The organism is Haloarcula amylovorans, assembly GCF_004681185.1.
Lineage (GTDB): Archaea > Halobacteriota > Halobacteria > Halobacteriales > Haloarculaceae > Haloarcula > Haloarcula amylovorans.
Genome location: NZ_SRIF01000004.1, coordinates 165,341 through 187,411 on the forward strand (window position 1 = coordinate 165,341; position 22,071 = coordinate 187,411).

General features: G+C 56.7%; 20 protein-coding genes. 7 read left to right on the forward strand and 13 right to left on the reverse strand.

Going from position 1 to position 22,071, the window contains the following annotated elements:
* Window positions 1-109 precede the first annotated feature (109 nt).
* The 5 genes from E4S61_RS16700 to E4S61_RS16720 all read right to left on the reverse strand — a co-directional run bounded on the left by E4S61_RS16700 (window position 110) and on the right by E4S61_RS16720 (window position 3,311).
* Window positions 110-427 carry a DUF7521 family protein gene (locus E4S61_RS16700; RefSeq protein ID WP_135305105.1) on the reverse strand — a complete coding sequence of 106 codons (318 nt, stop codon included), beginning with the start codon at window positions 425-427 and terminating at the stop codon, window positions 110-112.
* A 1-nt stretch (window position 428) separates the two neighbouring features.
* Window positions 429-800: an ArsR/SmtB family transcription factor gene (locus tag E4S61_RS16705; RefSeq protein ID WP_135305106.1), complete on the reverse strand. Its 372-nt coding sequence runs from the start codon at window positions 798-800 to the stop codon at window positions 429-431.
* Between the two features lie 300 nt (window positions 801-1,100).
* On the reverse strand, window positions 1,101-2,285 hold the full coding sequence (locus tag E4S61_RS16710) for a LolA family protein (protein WP_135305107.1): 1,185 nt from the start codon (window positions 2,283-2,285) through the stop codon (window positions 1,101-1,103).
* Window positions 2,286-2,474: 189 nt separating this feature from the next.
* Window positions 2,475-2,765, reverse strand: coding sequence for a winged helix-turn-helix domain-containing protein (locus E4S61_RS16715; RefSeq protein ID WP_135305108.1), 291 nt, complete (start codon window positions 2,763-2,765; stop codon window positions 2,475-2,477).
* Between the two features lie 282 nt (window positions 2,766-3,047).
* Complete coding sequence (locus E4S61_RS16720) at window positions 3,048-3,311, reverse strand: hypothetical protein (RefSeq protein WP_135305109.1); 264 nt, start codon at window positions 3,309-3,311, stop codon at window positions 3,048-3,050.
* Window positions 3,312-4,603: 1,292 nt separating this feature from the next.
* Between E4S61_RS16720 and E4S61_RS16725 the strand changes: the two genes are divergently transcribed.
* Together E4S61_RS16725 and E4S61_RS16730 are read left to right on the forward strand one after the other, a co-directional pair.
* Window positions 4,604-5,911: a glycoside hydrolase family 68 protein gene (locus tag E4S61_RS16725; RefSeq protein ID WP_135305210.1), complete on the forward strand. Its 1,308-nt coding sequence runs from the start codon at window positions 4,604-4,606 to the stop codon at window positions 5,909-5,911.
* 218 nt (window positions 5,912-6,129) lie between these two features.
* Window positions 6,130-7,527 carry a glycoside hydrolase family 68 protein gene (locus E4S61_RS16730; RefSeq protein WP_135305110.1) on the forward strand — a complete coding sequence of 466 codons (1,398 nt, stop codon included), beginning with the start codon at window positions 6,130-6,132 and terminating at the stop codon, window positions 7,525-7,527.
* Window positions 7,528-7,824: 297 nt separating this feature from the next.
* On the opposite strand, the gene glpR is transcribed toward E4S61_RS16730, so the two are convergent.
* The 6 genes from glpR to E4S61_RS16760 all read right to left on the reverse strand — a co-directional run bounded on the left by glpR (window position 7,825) and on the right by E4S61_RS16760 (window position 14,686).
* Window positions 7,825-8,589, reverse strand: coding sequence for an HTH-type transcriptional regulator GlpR (gene glpR, locus E4S61_RS16735; protein ID WP_135305211.1), 765 nt, complete (start codon window positions 8,587-8,589; stop codon window positions 7,825-7,827).
* A gap of 191 nt (window positions 8,590-8,780) precedes the next feature.
* The gene (locus tag E4S61_RS16740; protein WP_135305111.1) at window positions 8,781-9,932 is read right to left on the reverse strand and encodes a PTS fructose transporter subunit IIC; all 1,152 of its coding nucleotides are present in this window, start codon (window positions 9,930-9,932) and stop codon (window positions 8,781-8,783) included.
* A 995-nt stretch (window positions 9,933-10,927) separates the two neighbouring features.
* Entirely contained in the window at window positions 10,928-11,962 is a 1,035-nt protein-coding gene (locus E4S61_RS16745) for an ABC transporter permease (protein ID WP_135305112.1), read from the reverse strand.
* A 9-nt stretch (window positions 11,963-11,971) separates the two neighbouring features.
* Window positions 11,972-13,183 carry a sugar ABC transporter substrate-binding protein gene (locus tag E4S61_RS16750; protein ID WP_135305113.1) on the reverse strand — a complete coding sequence of 404 codons (1,212 nt, stop codon included), beginning with the start codon at window positions 13,181-13,183 and terminating at the stop codon, window positions 11,972-11,974.
* A gap of 172 nt (window positions 13,184-13,355) precedes the next feature.
* The gene (locus E4S61_RS16755; protein ID WP_135305114.1) at window positions 13,356-14,195 is read right to left on the reverse strand and encodes an ATP-binding cassette domain-containing protein; all 840 of its coding nucleotides are present in this window, start codon (window positions 14,193-14,195) and stop codon (window positions 13,356-13,358) included.
* A gap of 311 nt (window positions 14,196-14,506) precedes the next feature.
* Window positions 14,507-14,686 (reverse strand): hypothetical protein, encoded by a 180-nt coding sequence (locus tag E4S61_RS16760; RefSeq protein WP_135305115.1) that lies wholly within the window; start codon window positions 14,684-14,686, stop codon window positions 14,507-14,509.
* A gap of 252 nt (window positions 14,687-14,938) precedes the next feature.
* Here E4S61_RS16760 and E4S61_RS16765 point away from each other — a divergent pair, with 252 nt between their 5' ends.
* Both E4S61_RS16765 and rdfA read left to right on the forward strand, forming a co-directional pair.
* On the forward strand, window positions 14,939-16,867 hold the full coding sequence (locus E4S61_RS16765) for a GH32 C-terminal domain-containing protein (RefSeq protein ID WP_209309530.1): 1,929 nt from the start codon (window positions 14,939-14,941) through the stop codon (window positions 16,865-16,867).
* A 335-nt stretch (window positions 16,868-17,202) separates the two neighbouring features.
* Complete coding sequence (gene rdfA, locus E4S61_RS16770; RefSeq protein WP_135305117.1) at window positions 17,203-17,811, forward strand: rod-determining factor RdfA; 609 nt, start codon at window positions 17,203-17,205, stop codon at window positions 17,809-17,811.
* 5 nt (window positions 17,812-17,816) lie between these two features.
* Here rdfA and E4S61_RS16775 read toward each other — a convergent pair whose 3' ends face one another.
* Together E4S61_RS16775 and E4S61_RS16780 are read right to left on the reverse strand one after the other, a co-directional pair.
* On the reverse strand, window positions 17,817-19,775 hold the full coding sequence (locus E4S61_RS16775) for an archaea-specific SMC-related protein (RefSeq protein WP_135305118.1): 1,959 nt from the start codon (window positions 19,773-19,775) through the stop codon (window positions 17,817-17,819).
* A gap of 288 nt (window positions 19,776-20,063) precedes the next feature.
* On the reverse strand, window positions 20,064-20,369 hold the full coding sequence (locus E4S61_RS16780) for a transporter associated domain-containing protein (RefSeq protein WP_245180798.1): 306 nt from the start codon (window positions 20,367-20,369) through the stop codon (window positions 20,064-20,066).
* A 159-nt stretch (window positions 20,370-20,528) separates the two neighbouring features.
* On the opposite strand from E4S61_RS16780, the gene E4S61_RS16785 reads away from it, so the two are divergent.
* The 3 genes from E4S61_RS16785 (at window position 20,529) to E4S61_RS16795 (ending at window position 21,923) form a co-directional block, all read left to right on the forward strand.
* Entirely contained in the window at window positions 20,529-20,909 is a 381-nt protein-coding gene (locus E4S61_RS16785; protein WP_135305119.1) for a YkvA family protein, read from the forward strand.
* A 165-nt stretch (window positions 20,910-21,074) separates the two neighbouring features.
* Window positions 21,075-21,407, forward strand: coding sequence for a hypothetical protein (locus E4S61_RS16790; protein WP_135305120.1), 333 nt, complete (start codon window positions 21,075-21,077; stop codon window positions 21,405-21,407).
* Between the two features lie 132 nt (window positions 21,408-21,539).
* On the forward strand, window positions 21,540-21,923 hold the full coding sequence (locus E4S61_RS16795; protein ID WP_135305121.1) for an ACT domain-containing protein: 384 nt from the start codon (window positions 21,540-21,542) through the stop codon (window positions 21,921-21,923).
* Window positions 21,924-22,071 lie beyond the last annotated feature (148 nt).

Below are 22,071 nucleotides of genomic sequence, written 5' to 3' on the forward strand. Positions count from 1 at the left end.
CACCCTGTATTTGTTCTGACGGGGGCACGACCCGCTGTAAAAACCATCAGTGACGGCGTGTTCATCGGACTGGAAATTGGCTGTGGTGGCTCGGTTACCCTCGTGTCGGCTACTGACGCGAATGCAGAGAGTAGGCGATCAACAGGACGCCGAGGAACTGGAACAGCCGCGTGACGAGTGTGAGCAACGGCTGATACTGCAGCCCGAGATACCCCTCGCGGAGGAGCAACGAACCGACAAAGGCAATTCCGAACGCAACGGCTGTCAGGAAAAACAAACCAAGAGAGAGCGCTCGCATCGTTCGGCTGTCGTGGCGGCGATACCCGCGGTAGGCCTGATAGCCGACGTAGCTACCGACGAGCGTCGACCCGAGGGCGAGTGCGACGATGAGCCAGTCGATGATCGAAGCGACGGGAAGAGGCCCCATCTCAGAGGTCCTCCCACATCTTCACAAAGCGGTCGGCGGTGTCGCTCTCCCCTTCGCCGGGGAACGATTCGTCGTCGGTGTGCGTCACGGCCGCCTCGAAGGACCCGGTGTCTAGCGCCAAGGAGAATTCCGAGAGCGTCGCCGTATAGACGCTGTAGTGGTTGTTTTCGGTCCGAACCTTGGTCTGCTCGTCGAGGAGTCCGTGCGTCTGTAATCGCTCTACCCGGCGGTAGACCGTCGGTTCGGACATCTCACACTCGTCGGCGAGCTGTTGTGCGGACATTGGTTTGATACTCGTCGCTGCGAGGATGTCCCGGGCGTACTCGTCGCTGAGGATATCGAGAATATCACCCAGCGCCGGATCCTCACTCACGTTTCGCTCGAATGACTGCCTATCGGATTAATATGCCCCCGGATTTCGAACGCGGAGACGTAGCGACCGGTTCGGTCGGGAGTCCGGCGGGGCTGTCGGCGCAGTACGGCGATACTGTGGAGGGGGATCTGCGTCAGCGGAGACCACAATGGGAAGCGTCGTGCTAGCCGCGGATACAGCGCGGTACGGCTGGGGAGGACAGCACGCTGTCAGGTCGACGGGGCCCATTGCATTTGAGTCGAGGGGCCGTTGGATAATATAAAAGGGGGGCGAGTTTCTGACCCAGAAGTTCGTGCGTTCTCAGGCCCGACAGCCCACAGACCGGGCAACTTCAGTCAAGCGGTCCGCTTCGACGCCGTTCCCCCGGACGGTGTAGCCGTAGCCGTTGCAGTCCCACGAGAGCGAGGTGGTCGGCCCCCGGTCAAAGACCGCCGGCTGGCCGTCGATCGTCACGTCGCGCTCGCCGGGGCTGACGTCGAGGGTGTAGTTGTACTTCGCGACCGTGAGTTCGCGTCCGTCGGCGACGTAGCGGAGGCCGACCCCGTCGATGCGGCCGGTCGTCCGTGTGGCGTAGACGAGTTCGAACCCGGGTGGGACAGCCGGGTCCGGCACCGAGAGCGAACTCCGAACCTCTAGCGCGGTGCGGCTCCGATACCACTCCGTGGTCGGAGTGTCTTCGCGCCGTACCGTCGTGTTATCGTCTACTTCGGGTCGGAATGCATCTTCCGATAGCTTCGGATTAATCGTCACGTTTGTGTACGTCGTCGTCACCGATCGTCGGGTGTCGTCATCCGTCCATGCCGTTTGCTTGCGCAGCGGGTAGAACCACTCGGTGTCCACCCACAGCCGCTGTCGGTACTGCACCTCGCTCCGATTGGTCGCAGGAGTGATGTCAATCATATACGTCTCCCGTCCGCTGACGGTCTCGGTTTCGACGAACTCGACGGTGTAGCTGCGGCTCACGTCCGCTTGCGGAGCGACACCGGTGTGCCGAGGCAAGACCGGCAGCGGTGACACGCTGATCGATTGTGGCCGGCCCGAGCCGTCGGTCAGCCCCGCAGCCGCGACGAGCCGTTGGAGTCGAGTGGCCGTCTGTGAACCGGTCGGCGGTCCCGACAGGTTGACGACAGTCACCGTGTTCTCCCCTGTGTCGTGGAGCCAGAGCGCCGATCCGTTCGAGACCTGTAGTTCGTACCGCCTGTCCGATGCGTTCTGGAAGCGGATTCGTCTCCGGTCGGTCCCCGGAGCGAGCGTGACGTCGGCGACGTTCCGGGTCGTGACGGTACCGTTTGTTCGTACCGTCGTCGTCTGTGTCCCGGTGAGTGCATCGACGGAACGATAGCGCTCGGTCACGTTCGTGTCGACTGACGGTCTCTCGTCGCCGATCACACCTCCGGACGCCCAGAGAACCGTGGGGAGCGCCACGCCGAGGAGCAAGAGCGCGAGGAGTGTGCGGCGGTCGAGTGGGGGTGGTAAGAGCCTCATACTGTGGCGGAGTTAGCTTCGATTACGTATCGGATTGCCGCAGGCTAAATACTTCTGGACGCTCGTCACCGTAATTTGGACCGAGAGTTACACCGAACTCATAAGTAAATACTCACAGACAGGATGGCTCACGACACTGAGTTCGATCAGCGATCAAACAGTTTGCGGTCAGGCGGAGATGAGTGTCCCTTACTCGGCTTTGGCCATATTTTGCGATTCGATAGTATCCCAGACGGCCTCGCCGGCGTCCGTTACCCCGTAGACTCGACCTTTACGGCGGTCTTCGGAGACTAAGAGCGTGATGAGACCAGCGTCGCGTAACTCCCGGAGCGCTCTAGAGACGTGTGCGATGCTGTGCCCCGTTTCATCAGTGATGAGTGATGGCGTCGCGGGTCCGTCCGAGAGCCGTTGTAGTGTCGCAACGCGGTAGCCTGAACTGATCACGAAGCTGATATCGTCCCACTGCTCGTCGTCTGTCATCGGCCGACCTCCGCTTGTCGAGTACGAGTGTATTCCACCATCATTACGTGTTGAGTCGATATCTACCGGTCGGTAGCTGATTAACAGCCCTGATAGTTTCGTCGGGATAGAACTACGAAATTGGGGTCTACTGCCAGTAACCGGTCGTTTCTCGGCGAGACGCGTCCCGTCTTCCGTGAGTACTGCGCTCTCTCGAATGAGTAACTATTTCCAGGCCGATTAGTTCCTCAGTGAAGACTGACCACTGGGTTCTCATTCGTAGCTGCTACGTTCACTTTCAGTTCACCCGAGCAACGGGAGCGACCGTCGAAACTCGGTCGACGTCTCAGCGGCGGCGATCCGAATGTTCTGATTGGTCACGGCCGAATAGGCGGCCTCGGGGCCGATGGTGGGCGTCGTGTACTGGCAGTTTGGTGGACTACGCGCCCAGGTCTGGCTGCCGTCATCTATGTCGAGCGCACGGAGCGACGCGCCACCAATGTAGGCCCTGCTCTCGGCGACGGTTGGAAATTCACGAGTGGGGATCGACGCCGTCCAGCGCCACATTTAGTCTGTCACATCTGTTATGAGGTCGTCGACCGCTGCCACCGGACCGTTCCGAACACTCACTCTCCCATTGACACAATGGGTCGCCTGCCCAGTCCTGCAGCTAGCAATCAGCTGCGTCAACGACAGCAGGGCACGTACCGTTGCATCCTGCCAAGCAGTTCGTGACCAGTTCGCTGCTCAGTTCGCTAGTATCAACGCGGAGGCCCCTGGCCTTTCCTATCAGCATATTTTCTTTCCAATCTAGTTAAAAGGGAGATTAATCGGCATAGGGGAACTGAATCCCGATATTTGGGATTGTACAGGGCCATTTGATTCTATATTTGCCATATAAAATAATATACCTTGCCGAATAATGACTACTAATACACAAAATGGCAGATTATGGAAATATAAGTATCAGAATATTAGCCAATCTGAGATTCCATCTCTATTTCACTCTCTTATATCGCATAGATACTAACGATATGGGGCGAGAAACCAATATATAGACGATAAGATACGTACAGAAGCAGCAGATTTGATTCGTCTTGATTCATTATTTGTTCAGTCTGGCGATAGTATTCCCTGTCTCGCCCCCGTCTTCGATGGGGCTGGCTCCACAGCCTGTATGCAGTACACGCTATCGAACCGCCTGAACAACTCGCTGCTCTGCTAATTATATATACACAATCACTACGTATCTCCCGAAAGCGTTTCAAGCGCGATAGGCTATACTTCAGCAGTTTGTAACTGACACTGGTTCGCTGGGGTCGGAAGCCACAAAGGGAACGCTTCGGGAAGATCGGTGTGTTCGTGCCAAAACATCATTTGTGGTGTCGAAACAAGAATCAAACGCATACAGATAGTTGTGCCCTCCGTTTGCATATGTGTCTGCACAGCGCGTTGTAGAACAAGAAGTTCCCTAACCCAAGAACCGCCAAGGGAGTAAGAAGAGTAGTTCACAGACGACTCTCTACCCTCACAACATATGAAATATATTTATTATAAATGTCTCTTAGCCATCGGTGAGAAGGGTAGATACCCGAGATATAGATTTATGACACATCTGGAATTACCGATTTCGATCACACTATTGACCGAAGACACCGCTATAGTCGTTCTCTCGTCTGAATCCATCGCAAAGAATTACTGTTGCCTGATTATTCTTATACAGCTTCAAATAATGGTAATATAATGAACCAATATATAGATTATTATGCGCGCCAAAATATTTTTTACACCTGTAGTAAATACTTTCACCTGCGATGTTCGACCAGGATGATCTGGCGGAGACGAACAGGCGAAGTTTCATGAAAACGGCTGCTGGCGTCGGTCTCGCCAGTCTTGGACTACCCTCAGCGACCAGGTCCGTAGCCGCCGTCGAACCGCGCGAGGCGGATCAGTGGACACGCGGAGAGGCAGCAAATATCGAACTGACCGACGACACCACGGCACCGATTATCAAGGGCAATTCTGAATCCATCTCCGATGATTACTGGATTTGGGACACGTGGCCGCTTCGGAACCGCGACGGCTCTATCGTGAAGATTGACGGCTGGCAGATTGTCTTCTCGCTTACAGCCTCGAATGACCTCGTCCCCGGTGCTCGGCACAACGAAGCAACCATCCGGTATTTCTACTCGCGTAACGGGCACGACTGGCACGAAGGCGGGAAAGCGTTTGATTCGCCACTCGGTCACCATCAGTGGGCTGGCTCGGCGATGTACGATCAAGACGAAGAACAAATCTACCACTTCTACACAGCTGTGAGTTCCTACCCTGAGTTCCGGCAAAAGCCTGCACTCGGGAAAGGAGCATCAATCGAAACGGGCCCCAAAGGCGTTGAATTGGTTGGTGAGCAGGAACACGTCATCATGGGGACCCCAGATGGCGAGATGTACCAGACCTACGAACAATCGATCGAGCAAGGGATCGTCTACGCCTTCCGGGACCCGTGGTACTTCACGCATCCCGAAACTGGCGAAGACCTCGTCGTTTTCGAAGCGAACACGCCAACTGGGAGCCGAGACCCCACCAACCCTGAGAGCTTCAACGGGAATATCGGGGTCATGCGAGCGAAGAACGACGAGTTGACCGAGTGGGAACTGCTGCCGCCGGTTCTAGAAGCTATCGGTACCAACCAGCAGCTTGAACGTCCACACTACGTGTTCAAAGACGGCAAGTGGTATCTGTTCACCATTAGCCACCAGTTCACATTTGCGCCGGGTCTGAGTGGACCTGATGCGCTGTATGGGTTCGTGGCTGACTCGATGTACGGTGACTACGAACCACTCAACGAAGGTGGGTTAGTCATCTCGAATCCCGAAGAGGCACCATTCCAAGCGTACTCGTGGCTCGCAATGCCGCACGGCGATGGTATCCTCGCTGAGAGCTTCGAGAACTTCCGTGGCCTCGACGACACGTCGCGCGGTGCGATCAGCCTTGATGAAGTGGGATACTTGCCACCAGAAGAGCAAAAAGAGCTGTTCGGCGGATCACTCGCTCCCACTCTCAAACTGGAGCTTGATGGGACGGAGACTCGCATCGTAACCGAGCTCAAGGATGGTCACTTCCTCCCATCAGTCAAATCTTCACAATCAGCCAACAGTCCTCGATAACAGATTCACAGCGGGTATAATCTCAGATTTCGAGGCTTCGTGGTATCCACCTCGGAATCGTTTCGCTGAGAGGATTGCACCGAAACGGATCGAGATAACTTCCAGATGGGAAATCCCGATTCGTGCCCTTACCTAGTGACATCTCTATTATTCCCTAATATTAGAATATATATTAAGTATAAAGGCTTATGTGTAAATGCGGCCTGTGATAAGATGGAATGACGGAAGAGAATTCCAAACACGAGCTTGGACGTCGCAAGTTCCTTCGAACGACCGGAGCTGTTGGCCTCGCCGCCACAGTTGGTATCGGAGCTACGAGTGGTTCGGCTGCAGCAGTCGAAGTAGAGGAACCAGCACAGTGGACCGAAGAGATGGTCGCTGAAATCGAGCGTACGGAGGAAAACACCGCACCGTACCTCGACGAGGACCCAACTCAGATTGCCGAAGAAGCAGGCTACTGGGTCTGGGACACGTGGCCACTCCGAAAGCGCGATGGGTCGATTGCAGTCATCGATGGCTGGCAAATCATCTTCTCACTAGTCGCTGATAAGAGCCACCCAGAGATTGACGTTCCCGGTGACCGTCACAACTACGCGCGTGTAGGGTACTTCTACTCCCGAACTGGCAAGAGTGAGGGACCGAATGGCTGGCAGTTCGGTGGTGAAGTCTTCGACGAAGACGCCTTCCTCGGGAACCAGACGTGGGCCGGCTCTGCGATGTACGACCAGGACGAAGAGCAGATTTACCACTTCTACACGGCCGCAGAAGCTCTCCCCGAAGCACGTCAGCGCCTCGCGCTCGCAAAAGGGGCTACCGTCGAAACGGGACCACAGGACGTTACCGTTACTGAGTCCGAATCCCACCACATTCTTGCTGAGGCCGACGGCGAGATGTACGAACAACTCGAAGATTCCAGCGGAATCATCACTGCGTTCCGCGACCCGTGGTACTTCAAGCACCCCGAGACTGGCGAAGACTGGATGATCTTCGAGGGTAACACGCCCACGGAGAACGACAATCCAAATAGCCCACTGAACTACAACGGAAACATCGGTGCAGCGAAAGCGACGAGTGAGGATCTCACCGAGTGGGAACTGAAGCCGCCGATCTTCGAGGCAGTGGGCGTAAGCCAGCAGACTGAACGTCCCCACTTCGTCTTCCACGAAGACAAGTGGTACCTCTTCTTCATCACCCACGAGTTCACGTACGCTCCCCAGCTTTGGAGCGACGGTGGCCGATTCGAAAAGAAAGGCGAACCGCCGGGGCCGGAAGCCCTCCACGGATTTGCCGCAGACGGTCTGTACGACAGTGAGATGGAACCACTCAACGGAAGCAGTCTGGTAGTGGCGAACCCGGAGAAAGCTCCCTTCCAGACATACTCGTGGCTCGCGATGCCCCATGGAAAGGACAGTATTGTCGAGAGCTTCGTGAACTTCCAGGACGTCGACACACTCGGTCTTCCTGGCGACGAACTGAAGGAGGCGTTCGGTGGCACGCTCGCTCCGAGCCTCAAAGTCGATATCGACGGAACTGACACGAGCATCACAACGGAACTCAAGGACGGTCAGTTCCCAGCATCTGTTGGCGCACGCTCGCGCGGCAACGGGAACAACTAGCGAAGCGTCTCGGCGAGCCTCCCCCTCTCAGTAGCGTGCAATTCCGAATCCGGTTTTTGCGGGTGCCCTGACTGGCAACAGTCGTACAAAATTAGAGGCGAGAGAGCCGACGCGGAGAATGTCACTAAATCGTATTGTCACCGTCTGCCGTTCTGGCGTCGACGATGTCAGAACCTTCCCGCTGATGACTTCTCGAACTTGTAAACACCTCGTCTACCTTCTGAGCAACTCATTTTGGGTGGTCCAGTGCGAGATAGTCCGACTGCTAGAACCACTCGCTGGTCTGTGCGTTGTCGGTCAGTTCGATACTTCGGCAATAGTCACACCTGCATCTTCAAAAGCCCCATAGACTCCTGCGTCGTCCAGCGAATCAATTATGAGGAGATCGACATCTTCAATCTCAGCAAAGCGGACGAAACTCTGTTGGTTGATCTTTGAACTGTCAGTAACGAGGACAACCCGTGAAGCGGCGTCGACGATTTTCGACTTAATCTCTGCTTCCGATTCGTTCGGGGTCATTAGCCCCGTTTTAGGAGCAATACCATTCGTTCCAAGAAAGAGCAGATCGAAGCTTGTTCGGTCGATGAATCGCTCAGCACTTGGGCCGACACAGGCACGCGTTTCGTTTCGGAACGTCCCACCGGTGAGTTTCACTCTGAAGTTATTCTCCGCGAGAGTGTGGGCCTGGAGTGGAGAATTGGTGACCGCAATAAAGGATTGTTCCGGTTCGACTCGTTTAGCGATCTGCATCGTGGTCGTCCCCGCATCGAAGAAGACGACCTCACCGTCGCGGATTTCCTTTTCGGCACGTTCGGCTATCAATCGCTTCTGTTCTAAGTGTTGGACCTCTTTTTGGCTGTAGGACTGTTCGTTTGCGAGTGCCGTCGCTGGGACAGCACCGCCGTGTGATCGTTCGATCCGACCTTCGTCTTCGAGAGCGCGGAGGTCACGACGAATCGTTGCCGTCGAGACGCTCAGCTCCTCCGCGAGAACTGCGGCCTTGCAGCCATCTCGTTCAGTCACTCGTTCGACGATGAGTCGTTTGCGTTTTTCTGGTAGCATCGTTGATATCGGTCGTTCGTTATTCATTCGCATTCATCCGCTCAGTCTCACCCGTATACTGCTATCAAGCACTATCGGTCATCTAAACACCTTATCGCTTGCAGGAAGTACTGTTTATCGGGGCATATTAGAGTAGTTGTATATGTGATTTTCAACTGGTGTTATTACTACGACAATTTTTAAATTCAAGCTTAGTTCCGCATTGCGCGTATCGAGGAGACCTCACTATCACCCTCCCCGTCACAGTTTGGGTCCGGTTTGATGAGTGTCACCGTTGCAGCAGTGATGAGCGACCCCAAGAGGATGATCCCGACGAACGCGAGCGGCGCGTTCGAGAGAGGGACCACGAACAGGCCACCGTGAGGGGCCCGCATCGTGATTCCGGCGACCATTGAGAGGCTCGCGGCCACGGAACTACCCGCGACGAGTGCCGGGATGACGCGGAGTGGGTCGGCCGCGGCGTAGGGAATCGCCCCCTCGGTGATGAATGACAGACCGAGGATGACGCCGCTCTTCGCGTTCTCGTACATCGCATCGGGGTACTTGTGCGGAGCGATGACGGTGGCGATTGCCATTCCGATGGGCGGGGTCATCCCCGCGATCATGACGGCGGCCATCGGTTCGTAGATGCCGGCCCGCAATAGGTCAAACGCGAACAGGTAGGCAACCTTGTTGATGGGTCCACCCATGTCGAACGCCATCATCGCGCCGAGGACCATTCCAACGACCACGGCCTGCCCGCCTTGGATGTCTATCAGTGACCCTTGCAGCCACTCGTTGACGATGGCACCCGGCACACCGATACAGAACAACACGACGGGGAACAACAACAGCACCGTTCCCGCCGGGAGAATCATTACTGGCATCATTGGTTTGAGCGCGTCTGGGACGTTCAACGACCGAATATAGCGGACAACGTAGCCCACTACGAGACCCACTGCGAGCGCACCGAGGTAGCCCGCTTCTGCCGTCGCGGTGGAGAATCCGATGGCTTCGCCGGCGGCCTCTAGCACTGTCCCCTGCTGGATGATATACGAGAGGATGAAGCCCGGTGCGATGCCCGGTCGTCCGGCCACAGAGTAGGCGACGTACGCACCGAGGACCGGCACCATCAGCGTCAGCCCGGCGGTGCCGAGTTCTGCGAGGAACCATCCGACGGAACCGGTCGTCTCGAAGACGGACACCGTTCCGTCACCGAAGAACGTGGCGTACGCGAACGCAATCGCCAACAGGAGTCCCCCGGTCGTTACGAACGGTACCATGTACGATACCCCGGTCATCAAGTCCTCGCGAACCGACGTGAGGTATCTTCGCAGGGCCCCCTCCAAGAGTTTCTTTGACATGTCCTACCAAGACCCTCCACTTCGCACATAATAATATTTGTGTAAGTGAGGGTTTGTGTGCGTTTGCGTTCGAAACAGACCAAATATTACGGATACTGTCCCTTACTGTTCGGCACGGATGGAGGACCGAAGTGAGTCAGGCCGGAAACGGGCAGACGCTGTGATTGAGAACGAGGAACGTAGCTGTAGTTCGCGCAACGGGATTGTAGGACTAAGGAGACGTCCGGAATATGTGCGCTCGCTATCAGACAGCCCTCTCGCTCGCAACGGGAAGCTCATCATCCACGCACACGACCACGCTCAAATTCGTCGAAGTGTATCACCGACAGTAGGGCGGACGAAATCGCCGTCTCCCCCGTCGCCGACCCCTAACTGACGATCAGCGTGGGTGACCACTTCACTGCCGGCTTCTCGTTTGGTCGATGGATTGAGCGACCGCGAATCGCTCGTTCTCGAAAATGCACTCGCCAAACGGTTCGTAAGTACCGGTGAGACCGACTTACGACAGTTTCTTGCGGTTATCGAGTTGTATCTGCCGCAGTTCGACTGACAGTCCTTCAGCCGGTCTCTCCCGTTTCCCATCCTGTACAGTTATATATGTGTCTTGGTACTGCTTCACCTCAATTTCGGCTTGAATAACATCGGTACCGATGTTATACAGTGTGTGATTTTTTGCGAAATCGCCGATTTATCCGGGAAACCGAACAGCGGGCGAATCAAATGGTCCCCCGACAGAGAGTGTTCATTTACGAGGAGAAACACACCCACCCAGAGCCTCGTCGTCGACTTCTTAGCAGCAGAATCGAGTGTCGCCGCTGACCTAGCTACGTCTACTTATGGCGAAGGACTTCGCAAGCGTAGGTCGCCGTGGCTGGTTCGTCACGCCGTTTGTAAGTGCAATCTGACACTGTGACAAGGGCTTCAACTCACGATGATGGGCGGTAGATTTCCTGAACCGGAGAGATGAGACGGACTGACGAAGAGAACCGAGGACCTTAGAGGTCCGAGAGGAGGCGTTCGCGGTACCGGCCGACGAAGGTGTACAGCAGGATGGCCGCGAACAAGATGACGCCGTTGACCGTCTGGACGATCTGCGGGCCGACGTTCAACATCACGAGGCCGGCGCTGATGGTACCAAGTAGCAGGACACCACCCAGTGCGTTGAGGACGTTCCCGCGACCACCGAACAGGCTGATGCCGCCAATGACCGCCGCCGTGAACGCCGGGAATAGCTGTGCGGTCCCGAGCGTCGGCGTGGCCCCGCCGGTGAAGCCGGTCAGCAGGAGCCCGCCGGTTGCGGCGAGCATTCCGGAGAGGACGTAGACGCTGATGACGACTTTGTCGACATCAATGCCGGCTTCCGCGGCGGCGTCTTTGTCACCGCCGACGGCGTAGATAGCGCGGCCGAACCGCGTCTTCGTCAGCCAAAGGAAGATGGCGACGAACAGCGCGAACAGGAAGAAGACGGCGATGGGCATCGGCTTGAACAGGGGCAGGTCGAGCGTCGCGCCGCCGAGGTAGGTGAACGTCTTCGGGAGGTTGTAGATCGATGTCGAGGAGAGGACGAGGATACCGCCCTCGAAGATGATGAGCGTCGAGAGGGTCTGCAAGAACGGGTTCACGCCGAACTTGCTGATGAAGAAGCCGTTCCCGAAGCCGACAAGCGCTCCCATTCCGAGGACGACGGCGATGCCGACGACACCGGGCATCCCCGGTGCCCACTTCGTCAAGAATAGCGCCCCGGTCATCGCCGAGAATCCCGCGATAGACCCCACTGAGAGGTCGAAGTGACCGCTGATAAGACAGATACCCTCCGCGAGGGTGATTGCACCGAGTCCCGCACTCGTATACAACAGGAATCGGATATTGTTATAGTCGGTGAAGATCTCGGGCAGCAGCGCCGAGAAAAACAGGAATGACACCAGCAGGATGGGCCAGATGAGGTTGTCCATAAGGAACAACAGCGTCTGGGTCCGGTTGGCATCGCGGAGGCCCTCTATGGACGACGACAGGTTGGTCAGGGTACTCATTATCGGCAGTTACTGCTGTTCCTGGTAGCGGCGTGCGATGTTGCCGTAGAGGTACGGTTCCATGGCGTTGTCCTCGGTGATCATGGCGTGTCGGGCCTTGAGCCACGGGAACCACGTCTTGTCGTTCGAACTGAATTCCGTCATCGGGGCCGGCCCCCAGAAGTTCTTGCTCCACGGCTTAACGCCGAACACCTCTTTGTTCTCGACGGTAAGGTTATCGCCGGGTGTGACCGTCGAACCGACCTGCGGCAGCGCCTCTTTCCCGCCCTCGATGTAATCGATCATGAGCTCGATGGTCATCGGCGCGTAGAAGTGAAGCGGCTGGTCGACGGCGAAGTCGTAGTAGCCCGCCTCGATGCGCTTGTTGAGCGTCGGCCCGCCGTCAATCCCGAATGCCATGACGTGGCCGTCTTCGCCTTTCTTCTTGTAGCGATCGAGTTGCTGCAGCGCCTGTAGCGCGCCCATCCCGCTCCCGACGTTGTTGGAGTAGATAGCGTTGACCTCGGGGTTCGCTCGGAGAGCGTTGACCATTTTTGGCGTCGTCTCCTCCGCGGTACCGTTGCTCTCGACGCGTGAGACGACTTCCACGCTATCGGGCAGGTTCTCGGTGAACCCGTACAGTCGCTGCTGGCTCGTCGGTGCCGAGAATGTGAAGACGCTGGTGATGACCTTCGCCTCCTTGCTGCCGGTTCGCTCTTCGAGTAGCTTCACGAACCGTTCGGCGGCGACTTTTCCACCGCGTCGCTGCCCGAACATGTTACCGAGGATGACTTCGTTGCTCAGCGTCGCGGTGTCGAAGTTCATTACGGGGACGTCTTCCTCCGCGGCCCGCTGGGCGATTTTCGCGGATGCTTCACCTGAAGCCGGGTTGAGGAGGATACCGTCGACATCCTGGTTCAGCAGGTTGATGGCCTGCTCTGTCTGCTTGGAGGCTTCGAACTGCGCGTCGGTAATGGTCACCTTGTGATCGGTGTCCTGCGTGTACCACTTTCCAGCGAGCCCCTGTACGAACAGGCCGGCTTGCCCCATTCCTTTCATGGAGATGCCAAAGTGGTAGCTGTTAGACCCGCTCCCGCCGCTCGTGGTCCCAGTCGACGCGCCGCCGTCGCCGTTACTTGTCGACCCGCCGTCCGAACCCCCGCTGGATTCTAGACAACCGGCCGCACCGAAACAACTGGCTGCACCTATCCCTCTCAGGAGATTGCGTCTACTTACTCGCATGGCTAGTATGGGATGTGTTCCCGAGATAGAATGATATTCAACTATACTTAAGCTTTTCTAACTATCATTGACAAAGGGTCCAACCGGGAGTATTTCACCGATAGCGAGGCTACTGTGGCGGTAGTGGCGTGTTCGAAAAAGAGGAATGTCGAGACAGGGACAGCGAATTTGACTACGCTGTCGATGAAGACGACGTGGTCGACTCTGATTCGGCACGTTGTTCGTCCGGGTCTGCTGTGGTTGTGCCAGTGCCACTGACCGGCTGCCCGCTGATCATCATCGAGACGATGTCATCACGGGTTACGTCTTCGGTGTCCACAACGTCGACGACGCGACCGTTGTAGAGGACAGCGATGCGGTCGGTCCAGGAGAATATCTCTTCGAGGTTATGGTCGATGATGATGACAGAGTGACCGTTGTCCTTGAGCGTGGCGACGAGTTCCTCGACCTGATTGACCGCCGCCTTCGAGAGCGCGGAGGTCGGTTCGTCTAAGAGGACGATGTCAGGGTCGGTGACGAGCGCTCGCGCGATGGCAATAGCTTGGCGCTCACCGCCCGAGAGATACTCGACCGGCGTCTCGGGGTCGACATGGATGTTCAGCCGTTCTCTGAGGATGCGCTCTGCTTCTTCGTTCATGTGTTCCTCGTCGATGACGGGGATGAGTCCGCCGATTTTCTTGACGGGATTACGTCCGAGAAATAGGTTTGAGGCCACCGACAACTCGTCGACGAGCGCAAGGTCCTGATACACGGTCCCGATACCGAGGTCTCGCGCACCCTTCGGATCGTCGATAGTCACGGGGTCACCTTCGTATCGTATCTCGCCGGCATCCGGTTGGTGGATACCGACCAGCGTCTTGATGAGCGTGGACTTGCCGGCGCCGTTGTCGCCGACGAGGCCCAGTACCTCGTTGTCCTCCAGTTCCAGATTCACGCCTGACAGCGCCTCCACTGTGCCGAAGCGTTTCTCGATACCGTCTACTGCGATGAGGGGAGTGTCGTCGTTGGTCATATGATCCGCTCCGTGTGCTACCACGTACCCCAAACTGAGTAGAAAATAATATAAATAAATAACGGTGCTGTTCGCCTCGTCACATTCCGGAACCGTCACCGCTGGTATCGAGGTCTCGTCGTACAAATATCTCGAGAACTCGAACGACGGACGTTCGCGTCTTCGTCCGCTTGTCGCATTGACCCGGAAACCCCAACCAGGCCCGAATGATACGTTATCCCATCTGGAATTCCATACTAAATCATCTATATCACGTAAACGTAGTGTATTGCAGTTGGTGAGCACCTCAACCCACCCCGTCTGCTCCGTTCTCAGTCGAGTCGTTCTGCCAGTAGCCGCGCCAGTTCCGCCTCGTCGCGTTCCAGTGCTATGGTCGACGCCACGTCGACCGCGGCAGCCTTGCTTTCGACGCTGTACTCCTCCATGACCGCCGCGAGCAACGCGGCGGTCTCCTCGCTGACCGTTATCGTCTGATATCCTTTGGGTGGCATCGTTACTGTAGTGAACCGGCTCGATACGGTAAATAGCCCGTTTCAGCGGTTCTACAGTACAATATTGGACAACTATTATTAATTATCATCGATATTAGTCGTATGGCTGCAGGGAACGTGCTAGGGAGAGACAAGCAAGCAGCCATCCATGACACCATGACACGAGATATCGACGACCCGGTTCGGCAACGCACAGCTCCGACGAACGCTACGAATTCGAGGCATTCCACGCGGTTAGGACGACGTACACTCTTGAAGGGTATCGGAGCGGGGCTCTCGACAGCCATTTTCGGCGGCGCCCTCTCGGAGGACACGTCAATCGTCGAGACGGCCAGCGCCGACGGCCAACCGTATCGACCAGACTATCACTTCTCGCCGGACGACGGGTGGATGAACGATCCGAACGGGATGGTATATCAAGACGGCGCCTACCACCTGTTCTATCAGGCGGGCGAGGACCGACGGCGGTGGGACCACGCGACCAGCACAGACCTCGTCAACTGGACGGAGCACGGGACGAAGATTCCGGATACGAGCACGATTCAGGCGTTCTCCGGTGGCGCGGTGATCGACGCGAACGACACATCGGGATTCGGCACAGACGCGCTTGTCTGCATGTATACGGGCCGCCACGACGACGGAACCCAGGACCAGCGGCTCGCCTACAGCACCGACGGTGGCGATACGGTCACCAAGTACGCGGGGAATCCAGTCATCGACACCAACCACGACGACTGGCGTGACCCGAACCCCTTCTGGTACGAGCCCGCCGGTGAGTGGCGCATGACCATCGCTCGCGTCAGTTCGACGACGTACGATGGAACAACGTATCCCGCGGGCATCGAAATCTGGCGCTCGCCCGATTTGAAGCACTGGACGTATCTGAGCACCTACGAATCGGGCGGCGCTGGCTGGGAGTGTCCGGATCTCTACGAACTCCCAGTCACGAACACCGGCGAGCGTCGGTGGGTGATGACCGTGTCCGTCGAGTGGGACCACGTCGAACACCACGTCGGCCACTTCGACGGCACGACGTTCACCGTCGAGAACACGGTGTACGCCAACGACGGCCGGGACTTCTACGGTGGGCAGTCCTGGGACAACGAACCGGCGACCGATACCCGGCTGAGCCTCTCTTGGATGAACCACTGGGATTACGCGACGGACACACCCGATAACGGGTGGAAAGGCGCGCAGTCGTTCCCACAGCGACTGGAGCTATACGATACGGGGAGCGCCATCGAACCGCGCCAACGTCCCGACGGCGCGCTCGAATCCACTCGGGAGAACAGACTCGCCTCGCTGAGCGACGAGCCGATTTCGTCCACGGCTGACCCGCTCTCGGGAACGAACGTGCAGGGACAGCGACTCGAAATCCTCGCTACCATCGACCCCGGCGACGCCGACTCCGTGACGCTCGGCGTCCGCGAGGGCGATAGCGAGACGACGCGAATTACCTACGACGCCGTCAATACCGAACTCGTCTTCGACCGCAACGACTCGGGCGTGTTCTTCGGCAATACCAACAAGGACGTCGCTAGCGGGCCGATGGACCCGCTAAGCGACGGGACGATACAGCTACGAGTGCTGGTCGATCGTAGTCTTGTGGAGATATTCGGTAACGACGGCCGATTCAACATGTCGAACCAGATCTTCCCCCACGAGGATAGCATCGGGACCTCGCTGACGGCTAGCGGTGGGACCGCCACGCTCGAGAGTCTCACGGCCTACGGGTTCGAACCCGGACTGGTCAATGGCGCGACCTACCGCATCGAGAACTACAACAGCGCGAAGACGCTCGAAGTCCGAGACGCGGGGACCGGCGACGGTAACCGCGTCCAGCAGTGGGACTGGCTCGGCTACGACCACCAGAAGTGGGCCGCGCACGAAGTCGCCTCGGGCGTCTGGCGGTTCGAGAACGTCAACAGCGGCCGGGTGCTGGACGTCGAGGACGCGTCGACCGAGCAAGGAGCGTACACCATGCAGTGGGAGTGGTGGGGTGGCGACAATCAGAAGTGGGCCGTCGAGGAGATGTCGAACGGGCTCTACCGCCTGCAGAACGTCAACAGCGGGTGGTACCTGGATGTCGAAGACGCGTCGACGGCCGACGGCGCGAACGGAATGCAGTGGGAGTGGTGGGGCAGCGACAACCAGTATTGGCGATTCGAACGCCTCGACTGATCCGACCGATTCAGCAAGGCGGAGACGTCGCTTGCTCGGTATTCGAACGGACCTACACATCAGTCGCTGCACGTTCGTGCGCGTTCCTATCAGTCGTGGTCAGTTTTCATTCGTCCGATGGTGGTTCTGCACGAACGGCCGAATACGGCGAGGCGTCGCGCTTAGCCACCTCCACCAAAACTACTCGATTCCGAGTATTTACTTCCGCCGTGAACGCCCACGCTATCTCTCGTCACTGAACGGACTTGGTCGGCGAGCGACACTCGAATCGAACACGAATCGGCAGCAGACGTCAAGGCGGAACTGATAACTGCGTGATGGGAGAAAACACTCGTATGAGCGGACCTGACGACACGCCGACGACGAAGGTTGGGCGTCTCATCGAGATATACGAACTCGACGGGTTCGGTACAGAACTCGAAGCGTACTGGACAGGGGAGGGCGTGGAACGCAAGAGCCTTCGAGATCTAGCTACGTTGTTCAACGAGAAACTGCTACGAACGCAGATGCGCAATCACGGGATGAGCGCTGTCGACAGTGACGCCGAGTCGTACTACGAACTCCTCGACAGCGACGAGGTGAGCGCCGGGCGTGCGACGGAGGCCCGACGTGATCTTGAACAGCATGGTATCGACGTCGACGAAGTCACCAACGACTTCGTTACCTATCAGGCCATCCGGGGGTACCTCCAGAACGTCCGCGGTGCGAGCTACGAACAGACCGAAGACAGCGAGCAGGTCGCCAAGGAACAGGAACGACTAGAACGACTCATCACCCGGACAGAGGCGGTCAGCCGGGAGAAACTCGAACGCCTGCGGGATACGGACAGAATCGACCTCGGGACCTTCCGTATGTTCGTGGGTGTCAACGTCTTCTGTGAGTCCTGTGACTCTCAGTACAGTATCGAAGAACTGCTCGATGCGGGCGGTTGTGAATGCGGATAGCGCCTTCAGATATCGGTGACTCGGTTGTATGACTCCGATAATGCCTGTGCGTCTTCAGGTAAGAGTGCAACTACAAGATACTCCGCAAACTCTGCGAAATAGTCGACCAGATCGGCAATGCGGGCCGAGTCGATGGCCTCCAGTGAGTCCATGAGCATGAACGGCACCGTCTCGTGGAGGTCGTGAACCAGATAGCCCGCGAGCGCGAATATGAGTCCTGTTACCTCTCGTTCGCTCTCGCTCAAGTGTGCTATCGTGTCCTCGTAGGCGGCTCCGGTCTCCGTGGTTCGGACAACGTGGAGTTCGAACGTTCTGGCCCCCTCGGCCGCCGGCAGCCCGCCGCTGTCTGCCCGCGTGCGTCGCTCTATCCAGATTCGGTCTAAGTTGTCGTACCCAAGGATATCGAGTACCCGCTCCATATGATTATTGAACTGCTCGACGGCCGCCTGCTCTAGCTGGTCAATGCGCGTCCGCAGATCTTCAAGCTCGTCCATCAGTTCCTCCCGACGTTCTCGTAGGTCGTCTGCCTCTGCAATGGTCGCCTCCTTCTCAGCAATCTCTTCGGCGACGGATTCTAACTCAGACTCTAGCTGTTCGATATCGAACTCCAGTTGATTCGCTTCCTTATGCAATTCGAGCACTTCGTCGAAATCCTCGACGCGAAGGCTCTCAACCTCCGATTCAAGTGTCTCTATCTCCGTGGTCAACGCACTCCGGCGCGTCCGCAACTGCTCTAACCGGTCGGTTCGCTCCGCGACTTCGTCGTCGATCTCCTCTAGCTGGCGCTCGATATCGGCCCGGCGCTTGCGCACCTGTTCTCGCTCCCGCTGTTGCTCTTTTAACTCTTCCAGTTCGGACTCGATGGAACGAATTTCGTCGAGTTGTTCCTGTCGGTAGGTCTGTAGCTGGTCGAGCGTCCGTTCAATATCTTCTTTCTCAACGCTCGATCCGCAGGTCCAACAGGTCACGTCTTGCTGTCGTTCGAGCAGTTGGTTCGTAATGTCCCCCATCGTCTCCGGCCGTTTCTCTACGGCGTTCAGGACCGCGCTGTCGGCGTCTCCAAGCATTTCTTCGTTGAAGGTGATGACACTTTGAAGGTCGTTTATCTCGGCGTTACGGGCGCGCTTTTCCTCACGAAGTTCTGAGAGTCTGGCGTCGATGTCCAGATCGATATTGTCGCCCCATTCGTCAAGGTCGTCTTGGTCGCTCTGTAACTCCGCTCGGTCCTGCTTGAGCGCGGCGAGGCTCTGTTCCTGTTTGTCGATTTCGTCACGGATGGTGGCGAGTTCGCTACGTTGGTCTCGCAACGCTTCGAGTTTTTCTTCGAGTCGTTCCTGCTCTTTCCGTGTCTCTTCTATCTCTCCACTGCTGCGATCGATTTCAGCTTCGAGGTCCGAAAGTTCTGAACGTTTCGCTTCTATCTGCTCTCTGAGCTCCGTCCGCTGTCGCTCCAACTCCGGGAGTTCCTGTTTCACCGATTCGATGGTCGCTAGTTCGTCGTTGATGGCCTGTTTTTGTTCATTTGTCCGGCGTATTTCGGCTCGTAGTTCCTCAATATCGACTGGTCGCATAATGAGGCGGCGTAGGTCGTCGTCCCGTGCGACCGCTCGGCGGGCCTCATTAGTCTCTAGGAGGAACGCGAACAGTTCGGCAACGGAGGGGTTCGAAAGGAGCCCGTCTCCTGTGCTGATGACGGTCTCTTCTTCGTTGCGAGAGAGCGTCCGTTCGTAGGTGTCCCCGTCGTGAGTTAGAATAATCCGCGCCTCGTCAGCGTCACCTTTTACTGTCGCTCGATCACTTCCCATCGCGGCCATAATAGCCTGTAAAAACGAGGTTCGATTGGTTGCATTCTTCCCGGCAAGTACTGTAACGCCAGGTGGAATCTCGACGGTTGTCTTGTCTATCCCGCCGATGTTTTCGACCTCGAATCGAGATCTCTGTCCCAACTTTGGTGACTCCGTCATTGAGACGATGTTGACTGTTCACATATATATCAATTTCCATGGTTCGGGCCTATACTAACACCGGTACCGATGTTATACTACCTGTGGGCCCAATCAGTCGTTAGAGAGTCGAGCGCTAATTCGTAGGACTACCAAATTACCTCTGTTCAATTATTGCCTATTGAGGATTGTAAAACTGGCTTAGTGTGTATATTGTCCATGTATGGAGATAATTAAAACATTCTGTATCTAAATATCCAGATGTTCTTCCCATATAGGGACAATAGAATCTAGAACAGCCGAATATAGTTATACCTCGTCAGTCTCCGTTTGAGATGTCTCTGGTAGCTGGATCACGAGGCGTTCGATTTGTGCGTTGTCGATAGCGTCGACGCGAATGACGTATCCCTGCTGGTCAATTTGGTCACCGACTTCAGGTTCTCGTCCGAGCTGGCTAAAGACGAATCCGCCGATTGTCTCGACCTCGTCGGTCTCGAACGTGGCACCAAGTCGTTCGTTCACGTCTTGGACTGGGACGCCGCCGTCAACGACGTACGTACCGTCGTTTCGCTGCTCGATAGCAGGGCCCTGCGGTGCAGTGTCAATCAGTCCCACTGTGTGACTCGGCGATTCTCTCGTGAGAGTGTACTGGTGGACACCCATCGCAGCGGTCACAGGGACGGAGCGAGTCAAGCGGAGTGTGCAGACAACGGGAGTATGCAGCACTGATGACGTGATGGCCAGCTAAGTCTGTGGAGGCAGCATGGATGCGCAATGGCGTTCGACTCGTGGAAGAACCGTGCAAAAGAGTTGGAAACAGAGGTCTATGCCCTGTATCTGGTCTTTGGTGATAGCCGAACGCCGTTAGCAGCGAAGGTCGTAATCGCGCTGATCATCGCCTCCGCTGTCAGCCCAATCGATCCGATTCCAGACTTCATTCCGGGCATAGGTTATCTTGACGAGATAGTTGTGCTTCCTGTCGGCGTAACGATCGCCCTGTGGCTCATCCCAGACGAGCTCATGGATGAGTGCCGAGCACAGACTGACGAGGAGATCGACGTCGGACGCGCCCGGTGGATCATGGCGGGCCTCGTACTCTTGACCTGGCCCGTACTTGGTATGCTCGTAATTCGCACCACCACGAACTGGATATAGCGAAGGACAGGAGTCCGCACAAGCCCCCGATCAGTGAGTAGGGGACTCTGCCACAACCTCGACATGCGTCACTGGACGAGGAGAAGCGCATAGAGACGACAGCCGATGTCCTCACAATATCCAGCGATAGAAAAAACTACGCGTACTGATGACAGTAGCACTACTATGGCATCAACTGATGATTCTGACGAGCTCGCGAAAATCCAAGACCAGCTGGACGAGCTGACAGCCGTGATTGCCTACGATGCAGGCCTTCCAGTCAGTCAAACCACCGGCGGGCCGCCATCTGTCGAGACATCGCTTGATTCATGGGTCCACTCGAAATCCGGACAGGAAGGGACAGTGTATCTCATCGATCCTGACGATGGATCGGTCACCAGCGAGGCGTATGAGCTAATAAATATCGATGAGAGCGGCTGGGTGCGGTGCCGGGACGATGCTGACGATAGCGCCACGGTCAGCTATCCGCCACATCGTGTCCAGCGGATTGAGCAGTAGCTCACGCTAGCCATGTTTCATGTAGTTCTCCGTGGATGTGAATGCAGGTGCCAAGAAAGAGTCCCAGGTACCGCCGAACGGGTGCGTTGCTCGTGACATACTTTTTTACGCCATTGTCTAGTCCTCGTCCGTATGGATCCGACCGATTTTCTCCAAAAGGGGACAGTCAGCGTATCGGACGCCACTTATGCAGTCTGCCAGGCCGATTACAATCATCCCGGTGCATTTGCGACTATTCAAGACGAGACGGAGACTACGGTGGTCATCGAGCAAGATGCTGTCGAGACGGTCGATGCCAGGGCGATTGAGTCCGGGTGGAAGCGACTGACATTCGAGATGGACCTCCCATTCGAACTCGTTGGTTTTCTGGCGGCGGTTGCGTCAGCCCTTGCCGAAGTAGATGTCTCGGTGTTCGTCATTTCTACGTACTCAACCGATCACGTGTTTGTCAAGGAAGACGAGCTTGATGCTACTGTCCTGCGGCTCGAAGAGTTGGGCTGTACCGTCACCGACTGATGCCTATCGACAGTCAGTGACCCACCCCGAAAGGAGTGGGCTTCCGCGCTGGTCCTGCTGTGAGATCCAAATACCTGTAGACCGAACTCAGTCTCCGTCTTGTACGTCGATTATGGCAACGTCCAGAGATACGGGTAGCAGCCCCGGT

Bases quoted from the DNA above. Each gene is read 5' to 3' on its own strand.
- E4S61_RS16740 (WP_135305111.1), bottom strand. From the start codon at position 9,932: ATGTCAAAGAAACTCTTGGAGGGGGCCCTGCGAAGATACCTCACGTCG.
- E4S61_RS16720 (WP_135305109.1), bottom strand. From the start codon at position 3,311: ATGTGGCGCTGGACGGCGTCGATCCCCACTCGTGAATTTCCAACCGTC.
- rdfA (WP_135305117.1), top strand. From the start codon at position 17,203: ATGAGCGGACCTGACGACACGCCGACGACGAAGGTTGGGCGTCTCATC.
- E4S61_RS16755 (WP_135305114.1), bottom strand. From the start codon at position 14,195: ATGACCAACGACGACACTCCCCTCATCGCAGTAGACGGTATCGAGAAA.
- glpR (WP_135305211.1), bottom strand. From the start codon at position 8,589: ATGCTACCAGAAAAACGCAAACGACTCATCGTCGAACGAGTGACTGAA.
- E4S61_RS16795 (WP_135305121.1), top strand. From the start codon at position 21,540: ATGGATCCGACCGATTTTCTCCAAAAGGGGACAGTCAGCGTATCGGAC.
- E4S61_RS16700 (WP_135305105.1), bottom strand. From the start codon at position 427: ATGGGGCCTCTTCCCGTCGCTTCGATCATCGACTGGCTCATCGTCGCA.
- E4S61_RS16775 (WP_135305118.1), bottom strand. From the start codon at position 19,775: ATGACGGAGTCACCAAAGTTGGGACAGAGATCTCGATTCGAGGTCGAA.
- E4S61_RS16710 (WP_135305107.1), bottom strand. From the start codon at position 2,285: ATGAGGCTCTTACCACCCCCACTCGACCGCCGCACACTCCTCGCGCTC.
- E4S61_RS16745 (WP_135305112.1), bottom strand. From the start codon at position 11,962: ATGAGTACCCTGACCAACCTGTCGTCGTCCATAGAGGGCCTCCGCGAT.
- E4S61_RS16750 (WP_135305113.1), bottom strand. From the start codon at position 13,183: ATGCGAGTAAGTAGACGCAATCTCCTGAGAGGGATAGGTGCAGCCAGT.
- E4S61_RS16715 (WP_135305108.1), bottom strand. From the start codon at position 2,765: ATGACAGACGACGAGCAGTGGGACGATATCAGCTTCGTGATCAGTTCA.
- E4S61_RS16760 (WP_135305115.1), bottom strand. From the start codon at position 14,686: ATGCCACCCAAAGGATATCAGACGATAACGGTCAGCGAGGAGACCGCC.
- E4S61_RS16725 (WP_135305210.1), top strand. From the start codon at position 4,604: ATGAAAACGGCTGCTGGCGTCGGTCTCGCCAGTCTTGGACTACCCTCA.
- E4S61_RS16730 (WP_135305110.1), top strand. From the start codon at position 6,130: ATGACGGAAGAGAATTCCAAACACGAGCTTGGACGTCGCAAGTTCCTT.
- E4S61_RS16785 (WP_135305119.1), top strand. From the start codon at position 20,529: ATGGCGTTCGACTCGTGGAAGAACCGTGCAAAAGAGTTGGAAACAGAG.
- E4S61_RS16790 (WP_135305120.1), top strand. From the start codon at position 21,075: ATGGCATCAACTGATGATTCTGACGAGCTCGCGAAAATCCAAGACCAG.